Origin of the sequence: Butyricicoccus sp. Marseille-Q5471 (genome assembly GCF_951230135.1) — a bacterium.
In the GTDB taxonomy this organism is placed as follows: Bacteria; Bacillota; Clostridia; order Oscillospirales; family Butyricicoccaceae; genus Agathobaculum.
On record NZ_CATNVC010000005.1, the window covers coordinates 136,420 to 158,311 of the forward strand.

Genomic DNA, 21,892 nt, shown 5'->3' on the forward strand with positions numbered 1-21,892 from the left:
GGCACAAAAGCGGGAATCCTCCCGCTTTTATGCTTCTCACGAACGCATTTCTGCGTGGTCATCTTAATTGTACTAAATTCTTCCTTCCGGCAACAGGGTAATTTTCAACGAACATTTTGCTTTGTTCCGCCGATAAATTGACACCGAACGTGTCGATTTTTGCAAGCCGTGCGTCACACCACCGAACTTTTCGCAATCGTGATGGGGTAATTTTCGTGTCCCATCATGGTGCGGCCGTCGCGCACGGTCACGCCGCGGTCGGTAATCACGTGCCGCAGCGATGCGCCGGACAGAATGCGGCCGCCCTGCATGATGATGCAGTCCTGCACGTCCGCGCCCTCCTCGATGCACACATCGCGGAAGAGAATGCTATTCTTGACCGTGCCCTCGATATGGCAGCCGTCTGCAATCAGGCAGTCCTCTACGTCGGCCTTGTCGCCGTAGTAAGCGGGCGCTTCGTCCTTGATACGGGTCAGAATCGGACGGGTGCGCAGGAAAACCTCGTCCCGCACATCCTTGTCGAGCATATCCATGTTCGATTCGAAGTAATCGAAGGTATCCTCAATCTTGACCGCATACTCGCCGAACAGGTAGCCCCCCACCGTGCCGTCCACCATTGCGCGGGTCAGCAGCTCGCGCTCAAAGTGGATGCAGTTATGGGTAACACAGTCGGACAGCAGGTGGATGAGGTACTGACGGCTCATCACGTACACGCCGAGCGCGACATGTTTGCACTTGCCCTCGTTGCTGTCTCCGACGCGGATATCAGTGGCTTCCTTCTTGCGATTGAGCTCCACATAGGTGGTAAACGGCGAGTCCTTGGTCTTTTTGGTGCAGACCATGGTCAAGTCACTGCCGCTTGAGATATGGCGCTCAATCACGTCGTCAAGCGGGATGTTGGCGACGATGTCGCCGTCCGCGATGACCACATAATCCGCACGGTTCTTCTGCAGAAAGTCCACCGCGCCCGCGAGTGCGTCAATCTTGCCGCGGTACTCGCCTGTGACAAGGGGCGAAGCCTTCTTGGAATAGGAGTACGGCGGCAGCACCGTTACGCCTGAGTTCTTGCGGGACAAATCCCAATCCTTCGCGTTGCCGATATGGTCAATCAGCGACTGATACTTATCCTTCATCAGCACGCCGACCTTGTAAATGCCGGAGTTGACCATATTGCTCAGCATAAAGTCGATGATGCGGTAGCGTCCGCCCCACGGCACGGCAGCCACCGTGCGGTGATCGGTCAGCTCACGCAAATCGTTATCGCTGTCAAACGCGATGATAATACCCAAAACGTTGTTCATTCTCTCCGCCCCCTTAAATCTTGTCCGGCAGATCCTGGTCTGCCATTTCCTTTGCGGCGAGTTTTGCGCCGCGGCCGATCCGCACGCCCGATGCGACGACGGATACGCCCCATTTGTCAACGTCCCCGTCGGTTGGGCAGCCGCCGACAACGGCGTCTCTTGCAATAATGGCATTCTCCGCCACGATGGAGTAGCGCACGACCGCGCCTTGCTCAATCACCGCGCCCGGCATCAGGATGGAGTACTCCACCTTGGCGCCCTTGGCAACGCGCACGTCGGAGAACAGCACCGATTCCGCGACTTCGCCTGCGATTTCACAGCCCTCCGAAATCAGCGCGTGCTTGATGACCGCGTCCTTGGTGGTAAAGTGCGGAGGCGCACCGTTGTTTCGTCCGTAAATCTTCCAGTTATCATCCGACAGGTTCAGGCCGGAGTTGGGCGACAGCAAATCCATGTTAGCCTCCCACAGGCTCTCGATGGTGCCGACATCCTTCCAGTAGCCGTCAAAACGGTAGGAAACCAGTTTCTCGCCCGCGCCCAGCATGGCGGGGATGATGTCCTTGCCGAAGTCGTTAGAGGACTTCTTGTTGCCTTCATCGTCAATCAGGTACTGGCGCAGCTTTTTCCAGCTGAATATGTAAATGCCCATCGATGCGAGGGTGGATTTGGGATTCTTGGGTTTTTCCTCGAACTCATAAATCGTTCCATCCGGATTGCAGTTCATGATGCCGAAGCGCGAAGCCTCTGCCAGCGGCACGTCAAGCACGGCGATGGTCGCGTCCGCACCCGTTTTCTTGTGCTGTTTGAGCATGGTGTTGTAGTTCATCTTGTAAATATGGTCGCCCGACAGGATGAGCACGTATTCGGGATCGTACTCGTCCAGGAACTGAATGTTCTGGTAAATGGCGTTTGCCGTGCCCTTATACCACTCGGACGCCTTGCCCTTCTGATAAGGCGGCAGGATGTACACGCCGCCGCGCAGGCGGTCCAAGTCCCACGTCTGGCCCGCGCCGACATAGGCGTTGAGTGCATGGGGCTCATACTGGGTCAGCACGCCCACAGTGTCAATGCCCGAGTTGGTGCAGTTGGACAGCGGGAAGTCGATGATACGGTATTTTCCGCCAAAGGGGACGGCCGGCTTGGCGACGTTGGTCGTCAGCACATACAGGCGGCTGCCTTGTCCGCCTGCGAGAAGCATGGCCACACATTCTTTTTTCCGATACATTGATGTCTCTCCTTTTTATCGCATGATCTGCGTATCTGCTGTATTTACACCGATTGACGGTGTATCCCCATTCCCTTTTTGCGTATTTAGTCCGCCTTGTCTGTCTTGTTGGGCGTTTTCGCAACCGCCTTGGTGCCGGTCTTGGCGAGCGCCTTCGTTCCGGTTTTCGCAACCGCCTTGGTGCCTGTTTTCATTACTGCCTTGGTCCCCGTTTTGACAACCGCCTTTACGCCTGCCTTTACAATGCTTTTGGCCGATTGTCTGGGCTTTTTTGCAGTGGCCTGCTTGGCCGCTTCGAGCTCATCCTTGGTGCGGCGGCGCGGTTTGGCCTTTTCCTTGAAAAACAGCACGCCGAAACGCGGAATGCGAATGGCAATTGACTGATCCTGCCCATGCAGCGGTTTGGCTTCGGTTTTGACCTTGCCATTTATCAGGCCGCCGCCGCCGAACTCTGTTTTGTCCGAGGTGAAAATCTCCTCATATGTACCCGCAAACGGCACACCGATGCGGTATTGCTCCTGCTCCACCGGGGAAAAGTTGACCGCGACCACGATGTCCGATCCGTCCTTTGCCACGCGGCGAAAGGCGATGATGTTATTGTGGTTGTCTTCCGGCGAAATCCATTCAAAGCCGCGCCAGTCGGTATCCTGCTCCCACAGCTGCGGGGTCTCCAGATAAAAATGGTTGAGCGCCTTGACGTAGCTCTGCATCTGCTTGTGCGCCGGATAGTCCAGCAGCATCCAGTCCAGTCCGCGCTGGTAGGCCCACTCGGAAAACTGTCCGAACTCACCGCCCATGAAGAGCATTTTCTTGCCCGGATGCGCCGCCATATAGCCGTAAAGTGCGCGCAGGCCACCGAATTTGTTCTCATACGGCTCCGGCATTTTGTCGAGCAGCGACTTTTTGCCGTGCACTACCTCATCATGTGAGAGCGGCAGAATGTAGTTTTCCGAAAAAGCGTACATGAACGAGAAAGTAATCTTGTCATGCATATCCTTACGGAAAAACGGGTCGGCCGAGCAGTAGCACAGCATATCGTTCATCCAACCCATGTTCCACTTGAAGTTGAAGCCCAAGCCGCCGTCGTACCCGGGTTTGGTAACCATGGGCCACGCGGTTGACTCCTCCGCAATCATCATCACATCCGGATAGTCGGTCAGGATATTCTCATTGAGCAGGCGCAGGAAGTCAATCGCTTCCAGATTCTCGCGGCCGCCGTGAATGTTCGGCCGCCATTCCCCCTGCCGGTTATAGTCCAGATACAGCATCGACGCGACCGCGTCAACGCGCAGACCGTCCATATGGAATTTCTCGATCCAAAACATCGCCGAGGAGAACAGCAGGTTGCGTGTGGAAACCTTGCCGTAGTCGAACACGCGCGTGCCCCACTCCAGATGCTCCATCTTGAGCGGATCTGCGTATTCGTATAAGTACGAGCCGTCAAACTCAACCAGACCGCAGCCGTCCTTCGGGAAGTGGGCTGGCACCCAATCCATGATGACGCCCAAGCCCGCCTGATGGCATTTGTCCACAAAGTACATCAAATCGTGCGGTGTGCCGTAGCGGCTGGTTGCGGCGAAGTAGCCGATTACCTGATATCCCCACGAACCGTCAAACGGATACTCGGTCAGCGGCATGCATTCGATGTGGGTATACCCCATTTCTTTGACATAGGGCACAAGCTCGTCCGCCAGCTGACGGTAGGAGTAGAAATTGCCATCCTCATGCAGCTTCCACGAGCCGAGGTGGCACTCGTAGATATTGACCGGATGGTCATACGGCAGATGCGTTTTACGCCAGTTCAGCCACGAAGCGTCGTTCCATTCGTAGCCTTCCACATCGAACACCTTGGAAGCATTGCCCGGCCGCGTCTCAGCGTGGAAACCATACGGGTCGCATTTATCAAACAGGTCGCCTGATTTTGCCCGCACACTATACTTATATGCGGCAAACTGCTGAACATGTGGAATAAATGCCTCCCAGATTCCCTGCTCGTCCCGCACCATGGGATCGGCCTCGCGGCTCCAGCCGTTGAACTCGCCCATGACCGATACCTCTTCGGCCTCCGGCGCGTAGACGCGGAACAGACATCCCTGCTCGCCTTCCTGTTCAAACGGATGTGCGCCCATGTATTCATAGGCGCGGCAGTCCTTGCCGGAGTAAAACAAGTCGCTCCGTTTATCAAGGTTCTGCGGTACCGATTTCTTCTTCATGATGCAATCTCTCCCTTTTTGGTTCCCAAAAATATCTTTTTCCAAAATATTACCAAATATTTTGTATCTTTCGCACATTTTTGGTCAGATGTGTGTCACTTTAGTTGGATATAGTATACATCATAAAAAGGAAAAAGTCCAGTAATTTTACACAATTACCGGACTTTTTTTACAGAAAATTTGTTGTGTTTCCACAGGTTTTATTGAGAAATGTCGGAAAATAACGAATTTGACCACTGCATATCGTATATCGCTATCCGCCATTACACAACGAAAACGCTTGCGTCCTTCACAGGAAATTTCGACGAATCAGATCAAGCGCTGTCGACGCCGCCTGCATACGAACGCGGTCGCGTCCCAAAGAGGAGTTCATTTTGCGCGTGTGGCAGACGCCGTCCTTGCAGACGCTGACATAAACCAGACCGACCGGCTTTTCCTCCGTGCCGCCGCCCGGGCCTGCAATGCCCGTGATGCCCACGCCTACGTCCGCGCCCAGTACGCGTGCCACGCCCAGCGCCATCTGCTCCGCGACCTCGGCGCTGACCGCGCCGACGGTATCCAGCGTTTCCTTCTGCACACCGAGCACGCCCATCTTGACATCGTTGGAATAGGAGCACACGCCGCCCTTGTAATAATCCGAAGCGCCGGCCAGATCGGTAATGCGCTTGGACAGCAGGCCGCCCGTGCAGCTTTCCGCAACCGCAAGGGTAAGGCCGTGCGCGCGCAGACCGTCACCTACCACCTGCTCGAGCGAGTCCACGTCGATGCCGTAGACATACTCGCCCAGAATCTCGGCCACTTCCGCAACAACCGGCGCGAGCATCGCTTCGGCCTCGGCCGTTGTATCCGCCTTGGCTGTGATGCGTGCGAAGCACTCCGAGGTGCGCGCATAGGGCGCAATCGTGGGGTTTTGCATTTCGGCCATCTTGTCGTGCAGGATGTTTTCCATATTGCTCTCGCCCAGACCGAACACGCGGATATTGTGCGACACGATGCAGCCGCCTGCGAGCGGATACAGATACGGCATCGCACGCTCCTTCCACATCGGGTTGCACTCACGCGGAGGGCCGGGCAGCATGAGCACATGCTTGCCGTCCGCCTCGAAGGCGCAGCCGGGTGCGGTGCCCCAGTCGTTGGTGAACACGGTGCAGCCCTCGGGCAGCCACGCCTGCTTGACGTTGTTCGGCGTCATTTCACGGCCAATCTGGTTGAAAAAGTCAACCAAACGGTCGTAGGATGGCTGATGCAGCTCCATTTTCTTGCCGAAAACAGCCGCCAGCGTTTCCTTAGTCAGGTCGTCAAGCGTTGGGCCGAGACCGCCTGTCGTGACGATGATATCGGCACGTTCCTTGGCTTCCTCGATGACGCGGCGCAGGCGATCCGGATTGTCGCCCACTACGGTTTGGTAAAATACATTAATGCCCAGTTCGCTCAGGCCCTGCGAGATCAGCTGCGCATCGGTATTGACGATTTCGCCCAGCAGGATTTCCGTGCCGACGGCGATCAGTTCTGCGTTCATGGCGCACTCCTTCTATCTGCAATGATGTTTCTCTTTTTAGCATAGCAAAGTTCTTCCAGATTTTCAACCAAAAGTATCCAGAATATTATCTAATTTTTGATTTCCTGTTGGTGTGTTTTATGGCAGGTGTACAATCTCGACGCCGGCAACGGCCTGCTCGACCAGTGCGTCCACGTCCAGATGGCTCTCTGCCTCAAGAATCTTTGGCATCTTGGGCTTGGTGTTCGGATGCTTGGGGGTGAATACCGTACAGCAGTCCTCATAGGGCAGGATAGAGGTCTCAAAGGTATCGATTTTGCGTGCGATGGTGACGATTTCCTCCTTATCCATGCCGATGCACGGACGGAATACCGGCAGTTCGCACACCGCGCCCGTAACCGCCATCGCCGGCATGGTCTGCGACGCGACCTGACCGAGTGACTCGCCCGTAATCAGACCACCGCAGCCATAGTCCGCCGCGACCCGCTCGGCAATGCGCATCATAAAGCGGCGCATGACAAGCGTGAACAGCTCCTCATGGCAGTTGTCACGGATGGCCTCCTGAATCTGGGTAAAGGGTACAACCATAACGCTCATGCGGCCGCACCACGCGGTCAGCTTGCGTGCCAGCTCAAACACCTTTTCCTTGGCGCGCTCGGAGGTGTAGGGATAGCTGAAAAAGTGGATGCCGACCAGCTCCAGACCGCGCTTTGCCATCATCCAGCCCGCAACGGGAGAGTCGATGCCGCCCGAAAGCAGCAGACCGGCGCGTCCGTTCGAGCCGATGGGCATGCCGCCCGCGCCTGCCTCGGGACCCGGATGGACGAAGGCGTAGGTTTCGCGTACCTCAACGTGCACAATCAGGTCGGGGGTGTGCATGTCGGGACGCACGTTCGGGAACCGGTCAGCCAGCTCGCCGCCTACGTGCTGCGAAATTTCAGTCGAGGTCATGGGGAATTTCTTGTCGCCGCGCTTGGACTCGACCTTGAACGAGCGCGCCGCGGCAAAGCGGTTGCCCAGATAGGCAGCCGCGGTGTCGATGATGCTTTCAAGCGTCTTTTCACACACCGCTGCGCGGCTGATAGTCGCAATGCCGAACACGTGGCGCGCGCAGTCCATAACGGCTTCCTTGTCGGCCTCTTCGGGCACTTCGACGTAGATTACCGACTGACGCATCGAGATATTGCAGTCTGCCACATGCTTCATCCGGCGCTTGAGGTTGCCGAGCAGGCGATCCTCAAAGGTTTTGCGGTTGAGGCCCTTGAGCACAATCTCGCCGCATTTGAGCAATAATACTTCTTTCATAAAAACTCCTTTATTTTACACAGCAGGCACGGTTTCGTCCTGCCTTTGTTCAATTTCCACGCTGCCCTGCGCAACAGACACGGCAACGCACCATCGTGCGCCGTCCCTGTGCGCGAGAAAGCCGTAAAAGCCGAGCGGGTCGGTTTTTCCGGACAGGTCATACGAAATATGCTCGCCGGTCGATAAATACCCCTCCGAGCTTATCACGTGTTTATCCACCGGAAATCGCCTGCGCGCGGTGTATCCCCGCTGCGAGAGCATGGCTTCGGCCTGCCCGACCGTGACCGGTCTTATCACCAGCAGAAACACGCCGACAGTGGCCAGCACCAGTCCGAACAGAAGGCCAAGTGCAATCGGGCCATTCCGCCACCCCCGCCAACGCGGCAAGGAAAGCAAGGAAGCGTACAGCGCCATCACCGCCCATGCCCACACGAGCACACGGTACGGCTCTGTCACCAGCACCCAAATGCCGCAAACAGCAATCACAATGCAGAGCAGGGTGTACAGCCGAGCAGCAAGGCTGCCCCGGCTGCGCGGGGTATGCAGCTCGTTTTGCTCACGCATTCCTATGGTTACTGCCAGAACCGGCGGCAGCAGAATCAGCATCCACAGGAGCTGTTTGTCATCCCGCAGCAGCAGACCGCCGTACACCTTGTAATGGAGCAGATACAGCGCCGCGCTCATCACTGCCCACATTACACCCGCAAACGCATACTGCCAGTTCGGATAGGCCTTCTCCATCTCTATCCCGCCTTTCGGTTCATCGGCGCAGCATTTTCGCGCCTTTCTCGATTGCGGCAATCAGCGCATCGACATCCTCTTCGGTGTTGAACGGCGCAAACGATACGCGCAGCGCGGTATCGGTGCGATCCTTGCCCAGACCGAGCGCACGGAGCACCTCGCTCTGCTTGCCCTTTGAGCAGGCCGAGCCGGAGGAAACATATACCTCGTCAGACTCCAACACGCGCAGCATGACCTCGCTCTTGCAGCCCGCGACGGAGAAATTCTGCACATGCGGGATGTCGCTCTCGCCGTTAAAGGCGGCATAGGGCAGTTTTTCCGCAACCTGCTCCCGCAGATAGGCAGCAAGACCGCGCACCTGCGTGAGATCGTCCGCAAATCCCGCCTGCCGCATTTCGCACGCCTTAGCGAAGGCCGCAATATTCGGCATCGGCTCGGTGCCCGGTCGCAGGCCGCGCTCCTGTCCTCCGCCCGTCATCAGCGGCGGCAGACGCAGCCCCTTCTTCATATAGAGTGCACCAATGCCCTTAGGTGCGCCGATTTTATGACCGGACACGCTCATCAGGTCACAGCTCCACTTTTTCGGCTCAAGCGGCACGCGGAACAGACCCTGTACTGCATCGATGTGGAACAGTGCCTTAGGGCAGGCCACCTTGAGCCGCCGCCCCAGCTCCGCTACCGGCTGCACCGTGCCGATTTCGTTGTTCACCAGCTGACAGGAAAGCAGCACGGTGTCCTCAGTGAGCGCTTCGGAAAGCGCGTCGGGCGTGATGTGTCCGGTCGCGTCAGGCTTTAAAAACACGACGGTAAAACCGTCCTGCTCAAGCGCCTTGGCGGTGTTGATCGTTGCGGCGTGCTCGATTGCGGTCGTAATGATGCGGCCCTTTTTGTGGCGGTTCAGGTGCGCCGCGCCGCGCAGAGAGAGGTTTGTGCTCTCCGTGCCGCACGAGGTGAAGGTAATTTCCTCCGCCGTGCAGCCGAGCGCACCGGCAACCGTTTTGCGGCTGTTTTCAAGCACGCGCGAGGCCTCGATGCCCAGTTTATGCAGCGAAGAGGGATTTCCGAACTCCTCGCACATCACACGCGCGGCCTCGGCTGCGGCCTCCGGCAGCACAGGCGTAGTCGCGGCATTGTCCAGATAATGCATGGTTTTGGCTCCTAAATTTAAATTTCTCGTACCTTTTATTGTACAACAGCCGTCCACGCATGACAAGTCTTTTCATAGCCACCCTTTTCAAGGTAAAAGCTCAAATGATCGCGCAGTTCGCCGTTCCAGAGCCGCTCGGCGTGGTGAATCGTGCCCTCGCACTGAAAGCCGCACTTTTCAAGCACCCGCCGCGACCGGTCGTTATCCGGATAGCAAGTGGCCGAAATCAGCTCCAGTCCCATTTCATAAAATCCGGCGTTCAGCACCGCCTCCGCGGCCTCGGACATATAGCCCTGTCCCCAGTACTGCATGCCAAGCGCATAGCCCAGCATACGCACGGCTTCGTCCTCTCGCTTGGGGTCGTGAATGATGCCCACCGAGCCCATCAGCCGCTTATCCGATGCGCGTTCAATCGCCCACACGGTCGGCTGGTTCAAAAACATGATATGCAGAATATCGTCCGATTCAGCCACACTCTCATGCGGCTTCCAGCCCGCGTTCAGACCGACTTCCAAATCCTTAGAATAATCGTAAATCGCCTGCGCGTCGTCCTCCCGAAAGGGACGCAGAATCAGCCGCTTGGTGAGTAACGTCATACAAATCCTCCTTTACAAAAAAGGGACGCAAAACCGCCTTTTCGCCGTTTTGCGCCCCTTCCTGCTTTTCTCTTTTTCTATTGTATCCCAAACTGTGCGGCAAGTCAATTTTCCGTTTCAGTCCGCCGGACGGAACCAGCCGGGGTGTACATTTTCCCGCAGTTGCAGGGTCCGGAAAATCTCAGCCGAGCACGCTTCGAAGTCACGCAGCTCGGTTGCCTTGCGCAGGCGTTTCATCAGCTTTTCGCCGCCTTCAAACAGGTGGATATGATAAAACCACAATTCCTTCATCCGCAGCATTGCGTTTTTGCGGCTGCCGAACAATTCGGTATAGCAGTCTAACAGCTCATCATGAAAACGGTGCAGCGTGTCCGCATCCGCCGCCGCGCCGCCCCGCAATCGCGTAACGAGCGAGGGATCGGCAATCAGTCCGCGCCCAATCATCAGCGCACCGACCGCAGGATAGCTCTGCTCGACCCGCGCAGCGTCCGCCGCCGAGGTCACGTCGCCGTTGTAGCACAGCGGCAGGTCGGTCTTCGAAAGCGCGTCCGCAAAAGCAGACTCCCGCACGCCGCCCTTGTAAAAATCCGCGCGAACACGCGGGTGAATGGTCAGCTCTGCAATCGGATAGCGGTTGTAGATGGTGAGCAGCGGCGAAAACTCGGCAGGATCTGACACGCCGAGGCGGGTTTTGACCGAGATTTGAATCTGCTCGCCGACCGCGCCAAACACCGCGTCCAGAAAGCAATCCAATTCATCGGGATAGGCGAGGAATCCCGAGCCCTTGCCCTTGGACACCACCGTACCCGAGGGGCAGCCCAGATTGAGGTTGACCTCGCCATAGCCCATCTCGGCCAGCGCACGTGCCGCCCAGATGAAATCCGCCGCACTGCGGGTCAAAAGCTGCGGCACAGTGGGAACGCCCGCGTTCTGCTCGGGCGACAGGTCGCGCATTTGCCGGGGCGTGAAGGCAGGATGCACGGTGGGCGTAGCAAAAGGCGTGAAATACTTGTCCACACCCGGAAAATACCGATGGTGCACGCGGCGGTAGACCGCACTGGTCACGCCCTCCATCGGCGCAAAATAATACTGCATGATTGTCCGTCCTTTGTAATCTCTTTTCCCATTGTAGCAGTTTGCAGCAGTGCACGCAAGCTTCAAAACCGCTGACGGCAGATGGTAAATAAATAATTATATTGCAGAACAGGACAAAAATCAATAAGGGTTTGCGATGAATACTTTCGCAAAATAACCCTCTTTTTCAGTGGAAAAAATCTTTCCGGAGTGCCATCGTTTTTTCCGTTTTGTCCGCCATGCGTGTTTTCACAAAGGATTCGGCGCAAAATGCGCATAATTGGTATATTTCAATATTTAAAGCTCTATATCCCCTTATTTATTTGTGCATTTTCATCACTCCGTCTTTCTGTACAAGATGCACAAGCGTGTGCTTTTCGCCTTATCATGCCGGTTGCATTGCCCGTTTCGCTGTGCTAGAATACGTCCATAAGATCCCTTGGAGGGATTGCAATTTGGCCAAATTGCTTATTTGAATCCGGATTTGTGTAAAGAAGAGATAGGCGGCAATCCCCCGGCGGCGGCACCGGCCGGCGCGTACAAGTAAAGGAGAGGTATTCAAATGAAAAAGCAATACAGAAAGAACGCATTTGCCATGCTGCTTGCAGGCGTTATGACACTTTCGATGACCGGCTGCGGCGGCAAGGCCGCTTCCGACCAACCTGCACCCGATGCTTCCGCTCCGCAGACGCAGAGCAGCGAGAAGTACAACGTCGGCGTCATTCTCAAAACCACATCCTCCGAATACTGGAGCTACGTCATCGCCGGCATCAAGGCCGCCGAGGCCAACCTCGGCAACGTGACCGTCGATGTCAAGGGCGCGACCAGTGACACCGCGTTCGACGAACAGCAGAACATGGTGGAAACCGTTGTTTCAGCAGGCACGACACAGGCGCTTGCCATCGCACCGCTGCAGGCCGGGCAGATTGCCAACGCGCTGAAGAACGCGACCATCCCGATTCTCGCGGTCGACACCAATTTCGATCAGGCCTCCACCTTTATCGGCACCGCACACGAGGATGCAGCATATAAGGGCGGCGAATATGTTGCGCAGCAAATCGGTAAGGGCGGCAAGGTCGCCGTGCTCGCCAACATCCAGGGCGAACCGACCTCGGAATCCCGCGTCAAGGGCTACACCGACGCACTGACCGCAGGCGGCTGTGAAATCATCGCAACCCAGTACACCGACGGCGTGGGCGACAAGGCCGTCACCGCGATGGAGGGTCTGCTGCAAACCTATCCCGAAATCGACGCGGTCGTGTGCTGTGCGGACGACGTTGCGCTGGGCGCGGCGCGCGCAATCAAATCCGCCGGACGCGACGGCATTCTGGTCTGCGGCTTTGACGGCATTTCCTCGGGCGTGCAGGCCGTGGTCGATGGCGATATCGCCTGCACGGTCGCGCAGGATCCCTACAACATGGGTTACCAGTGCGTGGTCAGCCTTGTCGATGCGCTTGAGGGTAAGACGCTGCCCGCGTTTATCGACACCGGCTGCAAGGTCATCACGTCGGACAATGCGGCGGACTATCTTGCAAAGCTCAACTCCATGATTGCCTAACCAGAATAGACTTTCTTTCATTTAACAGCGGCGGCTCTGCAATATGCAGAGCCGCCGCTGTTGTCAACCGAGAAGAATGATATTACGCGTAGAATTCGTCCACCGCAGCAAAGAATGCATCGATGTTGTCCCAACCGGACATGGGCGGAATGTCGCAGCCTGAGGAAATGACGAAGTTGCTGTGTCCGCAGCAGCTTCGCATGACCTCAAGCGTCTTTTCGCGAATGGATGCGGGCGTGCCGTTGCGGAACTCGCCTGCCGGATCAATGTTGCCCATGCACGGAATATCACCAGGCGCCTTCTGCATGATTTCAGACATATCAACCGCGTTGCCGAAGTGGTAGGCATTTGCACCGCAGGAGAAAATCGAATCGAGCGTGATGTTGGCGGTATTGCCGCAGTTATGGTATATGACGGCGAAGTTTTCGTCCCGCACCGCGTCTACAATCCGCTTGCAGTAATCGCCCGAGAACTCCTGCGCCAGCGTCGGCGACAACAGACCTGCCAGCGGTTCGGCAATGACCACACCGTTTGCACCGACGGCCTTGTAGGCCAGAATGTACTTGGTGATGAACGCGGTCGCCTTATCGAGAATGACATGCACCATGTCCGGCTCCTCATAGCAGTAAATGAGCGACTGTGTAACGTCCAGCAGTCGGCCGGCGAGCGAGAAGGGGCCGATAACGCCTGCGAAGACCGGACGATCCGCAATCAAACCCGTTGCCTTTTCGATTGCGTCAATGTAAATCTGTGTGCGGCCTGCGCCTATCTCCGGCACCGCTAGCGCCTCGGCCAGCTCCATGCGCTCATCCTCCTCGACCTCGGTCGAAATCACCGGCCCGATTACGGTCGGCACCTCGTCGTCCGATACGCGGATGGGTGCGCCGAAGCACTCGGCTTCGACCGACAAGTCCATCAGACTGACCGCACCGCCCGCCTTCGGCGTGCGATCTGCCACCGCCTTCATGCCGCGTGCCTGCACATCGCTGTTCGCAATCAACTCGCGCACGGTGATGCCCATCAGCTGAATAGACGGAAAGGACAGCACCGGCATCGCCTTTTTCATCGGTGCGCTGATGAGCGCCTGCGTCCACTGATTCATGTTCTGTTTCATCGAAAATTCCTCCGTTCAAGTTGTGTGTCACGCTTATCACTGTGTTTACGATACCACGCCGAATCTGTCAACCGTTAGGAGAAATTTGCGCTTGTTTCGGATATAATTGACTTTGTCTAGTATTCGTGTCTGCATTGTCCCATTTAAATAAAAAGCCTTCGCCAAACCGGCGAAGGCTCTCGTTTTTTATACTTTTTCGTGCGCCAAATCATCGACTCCGACCGGCACACTGCGGAATTTCCGGTCGCTGAAATCGGCTTCGACGCGGCTCTGCGGCGGACAAGTGAGAAAGCGCTTGTCCTCCCATGGGCCGTTGACCAGCGCATCCAAATACCCCATTTCGCCCTCGACCCTGCTGAATTCCCAACCGAAATCCGCGGCGGCCTGACGGGCGTACTGCTCATGCGCGGCGCAGTCGCCCAGCGGGCAGGTGATGAAGCCGCAGTGGTGATAATTAGTCATCCAGTTATTGGTGCACTCCATCAGGTAATCCGCATTTTCCTCGCCGTATTCCTCAGCGTACTGCGCACGCTGACGGGCGTAATTCTCCTTTGACGGCGTGAACGCCTGCTCAATCCACCCCGCGTTGTACCAGTAAACGCCGGGCAGCTCGCGAAACAGCTTACGATAGCGATCGGCCGAGCCAAGGAAGAGCGAAATGCAGTCATCGCACCGCGGAATGACAATGGGCAGCGAGCGGCTGCGCAGTCCAATCACGCCGTTCGAGCACAGACCGTAAGCCAGCACAATCGCCTCAAAGCGCAGATTATCCGGCAATAGCTCGTTCTCCCGCTCAATTTCGTCGACTACGCGCTGCAGCTCGGTGCGCAGGATGTCAGGGGTGTCGTGCAGACCCTGCCGCAGCCACCATGCGCGCACAACATGGCGGCTGTCCGCCATCAGGCGGCAAATCTCCCGGTTCATCACCATGCAGCCGATTAGTGCAATACGCATGCTGTTCACGCTCCCATTCCGTTTCATTCCCGCAGGTTTTTTTCTATTTTACAACGTTTTTTCAAACCCCGCAAGCGGATAGAACCATCCCGTCACAATCGTGCAAAAGAAGGGCAATTTCGTCACAACCGCCGCACGATTTTCCTATACAATCCCCTGCGCCGAACCGTATAATAAAATCATCAAAACAAACCTACGGAAAAGAGGCATTTCCATGAAGCTAGCAATCGGCATCGACACGGGCGGCACCTGTACGGACGCAATCCTGTACGATTTCGATACCGGCCGCGTGCTCGGCCAGAATAAAGCGCTCACTACATACGACGACCTGACCCGCGGCATCCTCGAATCGCTCGACGGACTCGACCCCGCACTGTGCCGACAGGCCGAGGTCGCCGGCCTTTCCACCACCCTTGCAACCAACGCCTGCGTCGAGGGGAAATTTCGCCGCACCCGCCTGCTGCTGCTCGGCATTGACCGCCGCGGCATCGAGCGCTTCGGCGCGGACTACGGCTTTACCGATCCCGACGATGTGCGTTATCTGCCCTGCAAAACAACCATCAATGGTCGTATCGAGGAAGAGCCCGACTGGCGCGTGCTTGAGCAAAACGCGAAGGACTGGTTTTCGGGTGTGGAAGCCTGCGCGGTGTGCGAGATTTACGGCATGCGCAACGGCGGCGTACTCGAGCAGAAGGCGGCGCATATCATTGAATCCGAGACCGGGCTGCCCACCGTGTGCGCCAGCGCGCTGTTCGGCGGGTTATCCAGCCTGGAACGCGCGGCGAGCGCGGTGTTAAACGCCGGCCTGCTGCCTGTGACGCGTGACTTTCTGGCCGCGGTGCAGGCCGCGTTCCGAAAACGCGGCATCGGTGCGGACATCATGATTGTGCGGTCGGACAGCAGCCTGATGAGCCTTGCCTACTCGGCGGAGCACGCGGTGGAAACGCTGCTCAGCGGCCCTGCAGCTTCGGCGCTCGGCGGCAGTGCACTGACCGGAATCGCGAACGCCATCGTGGTCGACATTGGCGGCACGACAACCGATGTAGCGCTCATCGAAAACGGTACACCCCTGCTTTCGGATGACGGCATCCGCGTCGGCAAGTGGAAGACGCTCGTCAAGGGACTGTTTTCCACCTCGTTTGCCCTAGGCGGCGACAGCGCCATCCGCTGGGACTGGAAAGGAACGCTTACCATCGGCCCCGACCGCGTAATCCCGCTTTGTGTGCTCGCCGCGCAGCATCCCGACGTGCTCGACACGCTGCGCCGCCAGATACGCGACGTGCCCAGCCACTCGCTGCCGCTGCACGAATTTCTGACCCTTGCACGCACCGACTGGGCAGCGCTGTCCCTCTCCGCGCAGGAACAAACACTGTGCCGCGCATTGGAACAAGCCCCGCTCAGTCTCCGTCAAGCGGCAGAGCTGCTCTCGGTGGACAAATATCAGCTTGACACCCGCGCCCTTGAAAAGGCGGGTGTTGTGCTGCGCGCCGGACTGACCCCGACCGACATCATGCACGTGCGCGGCGACTATGTCCGCTACCGCCGCGATGCATCCATCCTCGCCGTGCGCTTTGCCGCTTCGTCGCTCGATATGGGGATTGAAGCATTCTGCGACCTGATCTACGAACGTATCAGCCGCACGGTCTTTGAAGCAGTCACGCAAATGCTGCTCGAGCACGCATCTCCCTATTACCGCACGCACGGCATGGAGAACAGCATGCGTGAGCTGCTGCGTCTGCAATGGGAACGCCGGGACACGGGCAGCAGCAAGCTGTTCGACTGTCGTTTCCGCTCCCCCGCAAAGCTCATCGGCATCGGCGGACCGGTGCACCTGTTCCTGCCCGAAGCCGCAAAGGCGTTGGGCGCGGACTGCATCATCCCCGCATGCGCCGCGACCGCGAACGCCGTCGGCGCGGTGACCGGACAGATGACCGCGACCGCCTCGGCCGAAATCCGTCCGCACGGTCTGTCACCCGAGGACGACGCGCAGGGGGATTTCGAAGTGCTCTGCGCCGGACAGCAGGCACGCTTTTTCGCCGAGGAGGACGAGGCCGTCGTCTGGGTCAGCAGCATGCTGACCGACCTGACCGCCGCGCGTGTGCGCGAACAGGGCGCAACGGGCGAGCTGTCCTTCTCCTCCTGTGTCGAGGAGGTTGCGGGCGGGGGCGTGAAGCTGTGCACCCGCGTCGAAGTGACCGCAAGCACCTGTCTCATCCACGCAACTGCCAAGGAGGTCGAACATGCATAACATCACACTCATGACCGGCGGCAAAACCGTCGTGTTACAGGCCGAATCCGGCACGCTGCTCAGTGATTTGCTGCGACAGGCCGTGCCGCGCTTCGCCCTGCCCTGCGCGGGCAACCACACCTGCGGCAAGTGCCGCGTCAAGGTGTCCGGCGCCGCCCTTGCCCCGGATGAAGCTGAGCTGCGCCTGTTAGATGAAACCGAGCGGCAGGCAGGCATTCGGTTGGCTTGCTCGTGCCGCGTCGCGGGCGATTTGACTGTGACGCTCGGCGAGGAAGGCGCATCCAAAATCGTCGCATGGAACAAAACGCCTGATTTTGCGCGCACCGAGACCGGCTTTGGCATCGCGGTCGACATCGGCACAACGACGGTTGCCATGCAGCTGTTTGACCGCCGCAGCGGCGCGGTTCTGGCCGAGCGGCTTGCTGAAAACGCGCAGCGCGGCTACGGCGCGGATGTCATTTCGCGCATCGAAGCGTGCAAAACCGAGGGACTGGACGTACTCTCCTCCCGCATTGCCGATCAGCTCGAGCAGATGGCGGCGGAGTGCCTGCGCGAGGCCGACATCGAGCAAATTGAGGAGTCAGTCGTCACCGGCAACGCGACCATGCTGCACCTGTACGAGGGGCTTGACCCCGCGTCGCTCGCGGTTGTGCCGTTTGACGTACAGTCCTTTTTCGGCTGCATGAGCCGCCGCACACTTGCGGGTGCGCCCGTTTATCTGCCGCGCTGTGTGGGCGCTTATGTCGGCGCGGACATCACCTGCGCCATCCTCGCGGCCGATTTGACGGCGGGCGGCGTGCAGCTGCTGACCGACATCGGCACCAACGGCGAGATGGCGCTCGTACGCGACGGCCGTCTGCTCTGCTGTGCGACGGCGGCAGGCCCTGCCTTTGAAGGTGCGGGGCTTTCCTGCGGCATGCCCGCCGCTCCCGGTGCAATCCGCGCGGTGCGGCTCGAAAACGGCGAAACCGTGTGCGAAACCGTTCAGAATCAGCCCGCTGTCGGCATCTGCGGTTCGGGCATTTTGGACGCGCTGTCCGTCATGCTCGAAACCGAGGCCATTGACGATTCCGGCTATCTGGAGGAGGATTTCCCGATCGGCACGAGCGGCGTTGTCATCGTGCAGCGCGATGTGCGCCAGATTCAGCTGGCAAAATCGGCAATCTGCGCGGGACTCATCACCCTGCTCGAAACCGAGGGAGTGCCCGCGAACGAGGTCGAGCGCTTCGCTGTCGCGGGCGGCTTCGGCAGCTCCATGAATCTGGATTCGGCGGCTGCAATCGGCCTGTTCCCCGCCGCGCTGCGGGACAAAACCGAGTTCATCGGCAACGGCGCACTGGGCGGCGCGTCCATGCTGCTGATGAATCCTGCGCTACGCGAGAAATCGGAGCGGATGGCGATGGACGCGACCGAGCTGTCCCTCTCCGCAAGTCCCGCGTTCATGGATTATTACATCGATTGCATGAGTTTTATGGAATTTTAAACAGCACAAACAGCAAAGCGGCGGCCCTTTGGCCGCCGCTTTGCTGTTTCGAGGGGATAGAGAGAGGGGAAAGATTGATTCTCAGCCGTACACGCGGGCGACTTCTTCGCGCGCGATCTGCACCCAGCGGTACACATTGTTCGGCTGATGGGCAATCGTGTGGTTGTCTTTCATAATCAGTTCGACATGGTTGCCGCAGTCCCTGCATTTGGTCAGCACCTGATTGAGACGGCGGCGGATGTAATCCTCGTCGATTTCGGGCACGGCGATGTCGGTCGGACTAACCTTGTGGCAGAACACATAGTCGCCCCCGAGCAGCTCGCTCATTTTCGGAATATCGGCCCACTGCGACACGGAGACACGGCGCAGACGCGGAATCTGCTTGACATAGTCCCACCGCCGGTCAAGACCTTCGCAGCAGCCGTAGTAGTTCAGGCCGAAGCGCTCGGCAAGCTTGAGCTGATACGGCAGCACGAATTCAGCGAACATCTCGGGCGAGACCTCCGAAGTCTCTTGACTTTCATGAAAGCCCCAGATGTCCATTGCGCTTGCAGGCTTTGCAGCCGCAGGGTTTAAGTCATTTGTCAGACCGAGTCCGCCCGAACCGACATAGCAGTTGCCGGTATTCGGTGTAAACAAGCCGTTCTGCTCCAAAAAGTCAATTTTGGACAGATAGCCCTCGGTAAACAGGTTCAAAATCTCGTGGATTTTTTCCGGATAGTCATAGAAGTCAATCAGCATCCCCTCCATGCCGCGCAGGTCAGCATAGGGATGGGTCAACTCCAGACCCCACCACCACCAGTGGCGGCGCTCTACCTCGAGGATGCCGTCAAACACCTCGTGAGCGATGGCGGTGTACGCGTCAGTCGCATCCATATCAACCGTGATGGACGGCGTTTTGATGAGGGTGGACATATCGAGATCGTCCTCCATCATCTCCTCGGTGATGGGATGCTCCCAGGTATAGGCTTCGCCGCTGTGCGCGTCACCGATTACCTTTTTCTCAATGCCCCACTGGCTGTCATGCGCCATGTAGGGGATGTAGAATTTGGCTTCGATCGGCTTGTCGCACTGAATCTTTTCGGCGTAGATCAGCTCCTTGTGCAGCCACATCTCCCATTCCTGCGCCATTTCGCCCTCGCACTGACAGGCAAACTCGCTCGGCAGCAGCTCGTTCCAACCGTTCTCCAAATCAAGGTAGATGACCGGGCGGGTGTCCTTGAGGTCGTTATGGTCGCGCCAGAGCTTTTTGCAGACCTCCTGCTCGGGTTTTTCGGCGTGCTCGCGCACTTTTTTCGCCAGCTCGCGGAGAATCTGCTTGTCATGATCGCTCATCACCGCCTGCTCGCGGGTCCAGCCGTGCATGAAAATGTTTCCGTTTGTCGCCTGATCGAATCTCATAATAATAATCTCCTTTCGGTGAACGTCCGCCGCAGCGGTTGACTACAGGTGAATAAACTCTCTTTTGCTACAGTATCGACCCGAGGCCGAGGGGTGAGAACAGCCAGTACACCGCCAACATACAGACAATGCACAGCACGCAGGCCGGTTTTGCGTATTTCCATGGGGTCAAATCGACCGCGCCCACGTCCTCCAGCACGAAATCGGTCGCGCGGGGTCTGAGCTTGCCGACTGCGAACATAATCAGCATGTCAACGATAAACAGCACGGACAGAATCCACAGATAATGCACATTGATGCCGAAGTTCGGCAGCAGATGGGACAGTCCATACAGCACCACGTGCGCGACGAGCGTCACCTTGGGCGCAAGCGCCGGAATGCGCTTGGAGTAGAAGCCGCAAAGCACGGTCGCAAGAATCGGCATGGAGTAGAAGCCGAAACAGTCCTGCAGGAAGTCGTACAGCCCCGAGGGCGCGTTGATGACGAACGGTGCGACGCAGATCGCGATAACCGCAAGCACAGTGCCAAACTTCTTGCCCACCTTGACCAGATGCGCGTCGTCGCAGGTCTTGTTGATGAGCGGACGGTGAAAATCGAGTGTATACAGCGTCACGCAGCTATTGAGCGCCGAGTTAAACGAGGACAGGATTGCGCCGAACAGTACGGCGGCAAAAAAGCCCAACAGCGGTGCAGGAATGACCTTGGCCACCAGCATGGGATAGGCCGCATCGGTGTTGCCCATCAGGCTGTCGCCGAAGAAGCGGTACGCCAGCAGGCCGCAAATGGTGATGAAGAACGGATCGACCAGCTTGAGAAAGCCGGTGAAGATGGCACCCTTCTGCGAGTGCGCCAGATTTTTACCCGCCAGCGCACGCTGGATAATCGACTGGTTGGTGCACCAGTAGAACAGGTTGTTGAAGGTCATGCCGAGGAACAGCACCGGCCACGGCACCATAGGCGGCAGCGCGTTGGCAGGGTTGATGGAGTTGAATTTTTCCGCCGGCACATTGGCGATAAAGTCCTTCATGCCATCAATAAAGCTTCCGCCCCCCATCATGCAGATGGCAAGAATGGGAACGAGAAAGCCGCCGATCAGCAGGCCGATGCCGTTGATGGTATCCGACACCGCAACCGCCTTTAGTCCTCCGAAAATCGCGTAGATTGCACCAATCAGGCCGATGCCGAAGCACAGCAGCGCGATTGTCTGGAACGAGGTCAGGCCGAGCAGCTCGTCCAGACCGAAAATGCGGTTGAACGCCAGCGCACCGGAGTACAGCACGGTCGGCAAATAGGTCAGCAGGTATCCGAGCAGGAATAGGAACGAAATGATGCGCTTGACGGTCGAGTCATAGCGCTGCTCCAGAAATTCCGGAATGGTGGTGATGCCGGCTTTCAGATAGCGCGGCAGAAAGACCATCGCCAGACACAAAAGCGCGAAGCTTGCGCTGACCGACCAGTTCATTGCGCCCATATTGGTCGCGTAGCTTTGTCCGGTCTGACCGACCAGCTGCTCGGTCGAAAGGTTGGTCAGCTCAAGCGAGCCGGCAATGACCAGTCCGGTCAAGCCGCGGCCTGCGAGAAAGTATCCCTGTTGGGTATCGAGCTTGTCGTGTCTCGTGCGGAGCCAGGAAATAACAGCGACCAGAACGGTAAAGCCGATAAAGGTCAAAATGGTGAACATGCGGTGAACCCCCTATATGTAATCCTTATTATCTCTTCTTTATTTGTTTTGCGCAATTTGGCCAAATCACAAGTATCCCGCGGGGTTCTATGGCTGTATCATATCACATCAAAATTTGCCTTGCAACCAGCCCTCCAAAGCTTCATTCCTGCTTTTGTGCATATTGCATGATATATTCTTGCGCCACTTTTTATGGCAAATCCCCCGTTATGCAAGGTATTTCTGTTAACTATCACCAGTTTTAATCACTTCACGTGAAATACTTTCGGAAAATGCGCATTCCTTTTCGCATGCCGTCGCGTTCGGGCTGACACATCTTTTTTTCCGCCGAAAAATATGATCATTTTCAGCAA

At 57.4% G+C, this 21,892-nt stretch carries 16 protein-coding genes; 3 read left to right on the forward strand and 13 right to left on the reverse strand.

From position 1 onward, the window contains the following. Positions 1-173: 173 nt before the first annotated feature. The 9 genes from glgD to QOX26_RS08115 form a co-directional block, all read right to left on the reverse strand. Positions 174-1,301, reverse strand: coding sequence for a glucose-1-phosphate adenylyltransferase subunit GlgD (gene glgD / locus QOX26_RS08075; protein ID WP_283674466.1), 1,128 nt, complete (start codon positions 1,299-1,301; stop codon positions 174-176). A 13-nt stretch (positions 1,302-1,314) separates the two neighbouring features. Further along, positions 1,315-2,526, reverse strand: a complete 1,212-nt coding sequence (locus QOX26_RS08080; RefSeq protein WP_283674467.1) for a glucose-1-phosphate adenylyltransferase — start codon at positions 2,524-2,526, stop codon at positions 1,315-1,317. Between the two features lie 86 nt (positions 2,527-2,612). Next, entirely contained in the window at positions 2,613-4,739 is a 2,127-nt protein-coding gene (gene glgB, locus QOX26_RS08085) for a 1,4-alpha-glucan branching protein GlgB (protein ID WP_283674468.1), read from the reverse strand. Positions 4,740-5,028: 289 nt separating this feature from the next. Next, on the reverse strand, positions 5,029-6,258 hold the full coding sequence (locus QOX26_RS08090) for a competence/damage-inducible protein A (protein WP_283674469.1): 1,230 nt from the start codon (positions 6,256-6,258) through the stop codon (positions 5,029-5,031). Positions 6,259-6,375: 117 nt separating this feature from the next. Beyond that, complete coding sequence (thiI, locus tag QOX26_RS08095) at positions 6,376-7,542, reverse strand: tRNA uracil 4-sulfurtransferase ThiI (RefSeq protein WP_283674470.1); 1,167 nt, start codon at positions 7,540-7,542, stop codon at positions 6,376-6,378. 15 nt (positions 7,543-7,557) lie between these two features. Continuing rightward, positions 7,558-8,283, reverse strand: a complete 726-nt coding sequence (locus QOX26_RS08100) for a hypothetical protein (RefSeq protein ID WP_283674471.1) — start codon at positions 8,281-8,283, stop codon at positions 7,558-7,560. Positions 8,284-8,302: 19 nt separating this feature from the next. Next, a complete protein-coding gene (locus tag QOX26_RS08105; protein ID WP_283674472.1) occupies positions 8,303-9,430 on the reverse strand; it encodes a cysteine desulfurase family protein in 1,128 nt (375 codons plus the stop codon). A 35-nt stretch (positions 9,431-9,465) separates the two neighbouring features. Continuing rightward, entirely contained in the window at positions 9,466-10,026 is a 561-nt protein-coding gene (locus tag QOX26_RS08110; RefSeq protein WP_283674473.1) for a GNAT family N-acetyltransferase, read from the reverse strand. Between the two features lie 117 nt (positions 10,027-10,143). After that, on the reverse strand, positions 10,144-11,121 hold the full coding sequence (locus QOX26_RS08115; protein WP_283674474.1) for a tRNA dihydrouridine synthase: 978 nt from the start codon (positions 11,119-11,121) through the stop codon (positions 10,144-10,146). Between the two features lie 541 nt (positions 11,122-11,662). Here QOX26_RS08115 and QOX26_RS08120 point away from each other — a divergent pair. Continuing rightward, on the forward strand, positions 11,663-12,658 hold the full coding sequence (locus QOX26_RS08120; RefSeq protein WP_283674475.1) for a sugar ABC transporter substrate-binding protein: 996 nt from the start codon (positions 11,663-11,665) through the stop codon (positions 12,656-12,658). An 82-nt stretch (positions 12,659-12,740) separates the two neighbouring features. Here the strand turns inward: QOX26_RS08120 and QOX26_RS08125 are convergent, their stop codons facing one another. Both QOX26_RS08125 and QOX26_RS08130 read right to left on the reverse strand, forming a co-directional pair. Beyond that, positions 12,741-13,772, reverse strand: a complete 1,032-nt coding sequence (locus QOX26_RS08125) for a uroporphyrinogen decarboxylase family protein (protein WP_283674476.1) — start codon at positions 13,770-13,772, stop codon at positions 12,741-12,743. A gap of 186 nt (positions 13,773-13,958) precedes the next feature. Continuing rightward, the gene (locus QOX26_RS08130; RefSeq protein ID WP_283674477.1) at positions 13,959-14,726 is read right to left on the reverse strand and encodes a DUF1638 domain-containing protein; all 768 of its coding nucleotides are present in this window, start codon (positions 14,724-14,726) and stop codon (positions 13,959-13,961) included. Between the two features lie 214 nt (positions 14,727-14,940). Between QOX26_RS08130 and QOX26_RS08135 the strand changes: the two genes are divergently transcribed. Both QOX26_RS08135 and QOX26_RS08140 read left to right on the forward strand, forming a co-directional pair. Then, positions 14,941-16,974, forward strand: a complete 2,034-nt coding sequence (locus QOX26_RS08135) for a hydantoinase/oxoprolinase family protein (RefSeq protein WP_283674478.1) — start codon at positions 14,941-14,943, stop codon at positions 16,972-16,974. Next, positions 16,967-18,457 carry an ASKHA domain-containing protein gene (locus QOX26_RS08140; protein WP_283674479.1) on the forward strand — a complete coding sequence of 497 codons (1,491 nt, stop codon included), beginning with the start codon at positions 16,967-16,969 and terminating at the stop codon, positions 18,455-18,457. Before QOX26_RS08135 ends, QOX26_RS08140 begins: the two co-directional genes overlap by 8 nt. 81 nt (positions 18,458-18,538) lie before the next feature. Here the strand turns inward: QOX26_RS08140 and QOX26_RS08145 are convergent, their stop codons facing one another. Both QOX26_RS08145 and QOX26_RS08150 read right to left on the reverse strand, forming a co-directional pair. Then, positions 18,539-19,858: a hypothetical protein gene (locus tag QOX26_RS08145; RefSeq protein ID WP_283674480.1), complete on the reverse strand. Its 1,320-nt coding sequence runs from the start codon at positions 19,856-19,858 to the stop codon at positions 18,539-18,541. A 67-nt stretch (positions 19,859-19,925) separates the two neighbouring features. Beyond that, on the reverse strand, positions 19,926-21,539 hold the full coding sequence (locus QOX26_RS08150; RefSeq protein ID WP_283674481.1) for a solute:sodium symporter family transporter: 1,614 nt from the start codon (positions 21,537-21,539) through the stop codon (positions 19,926-19,928). Positions 21,540-21,892 lie beyond the last annotated feature (353 nt).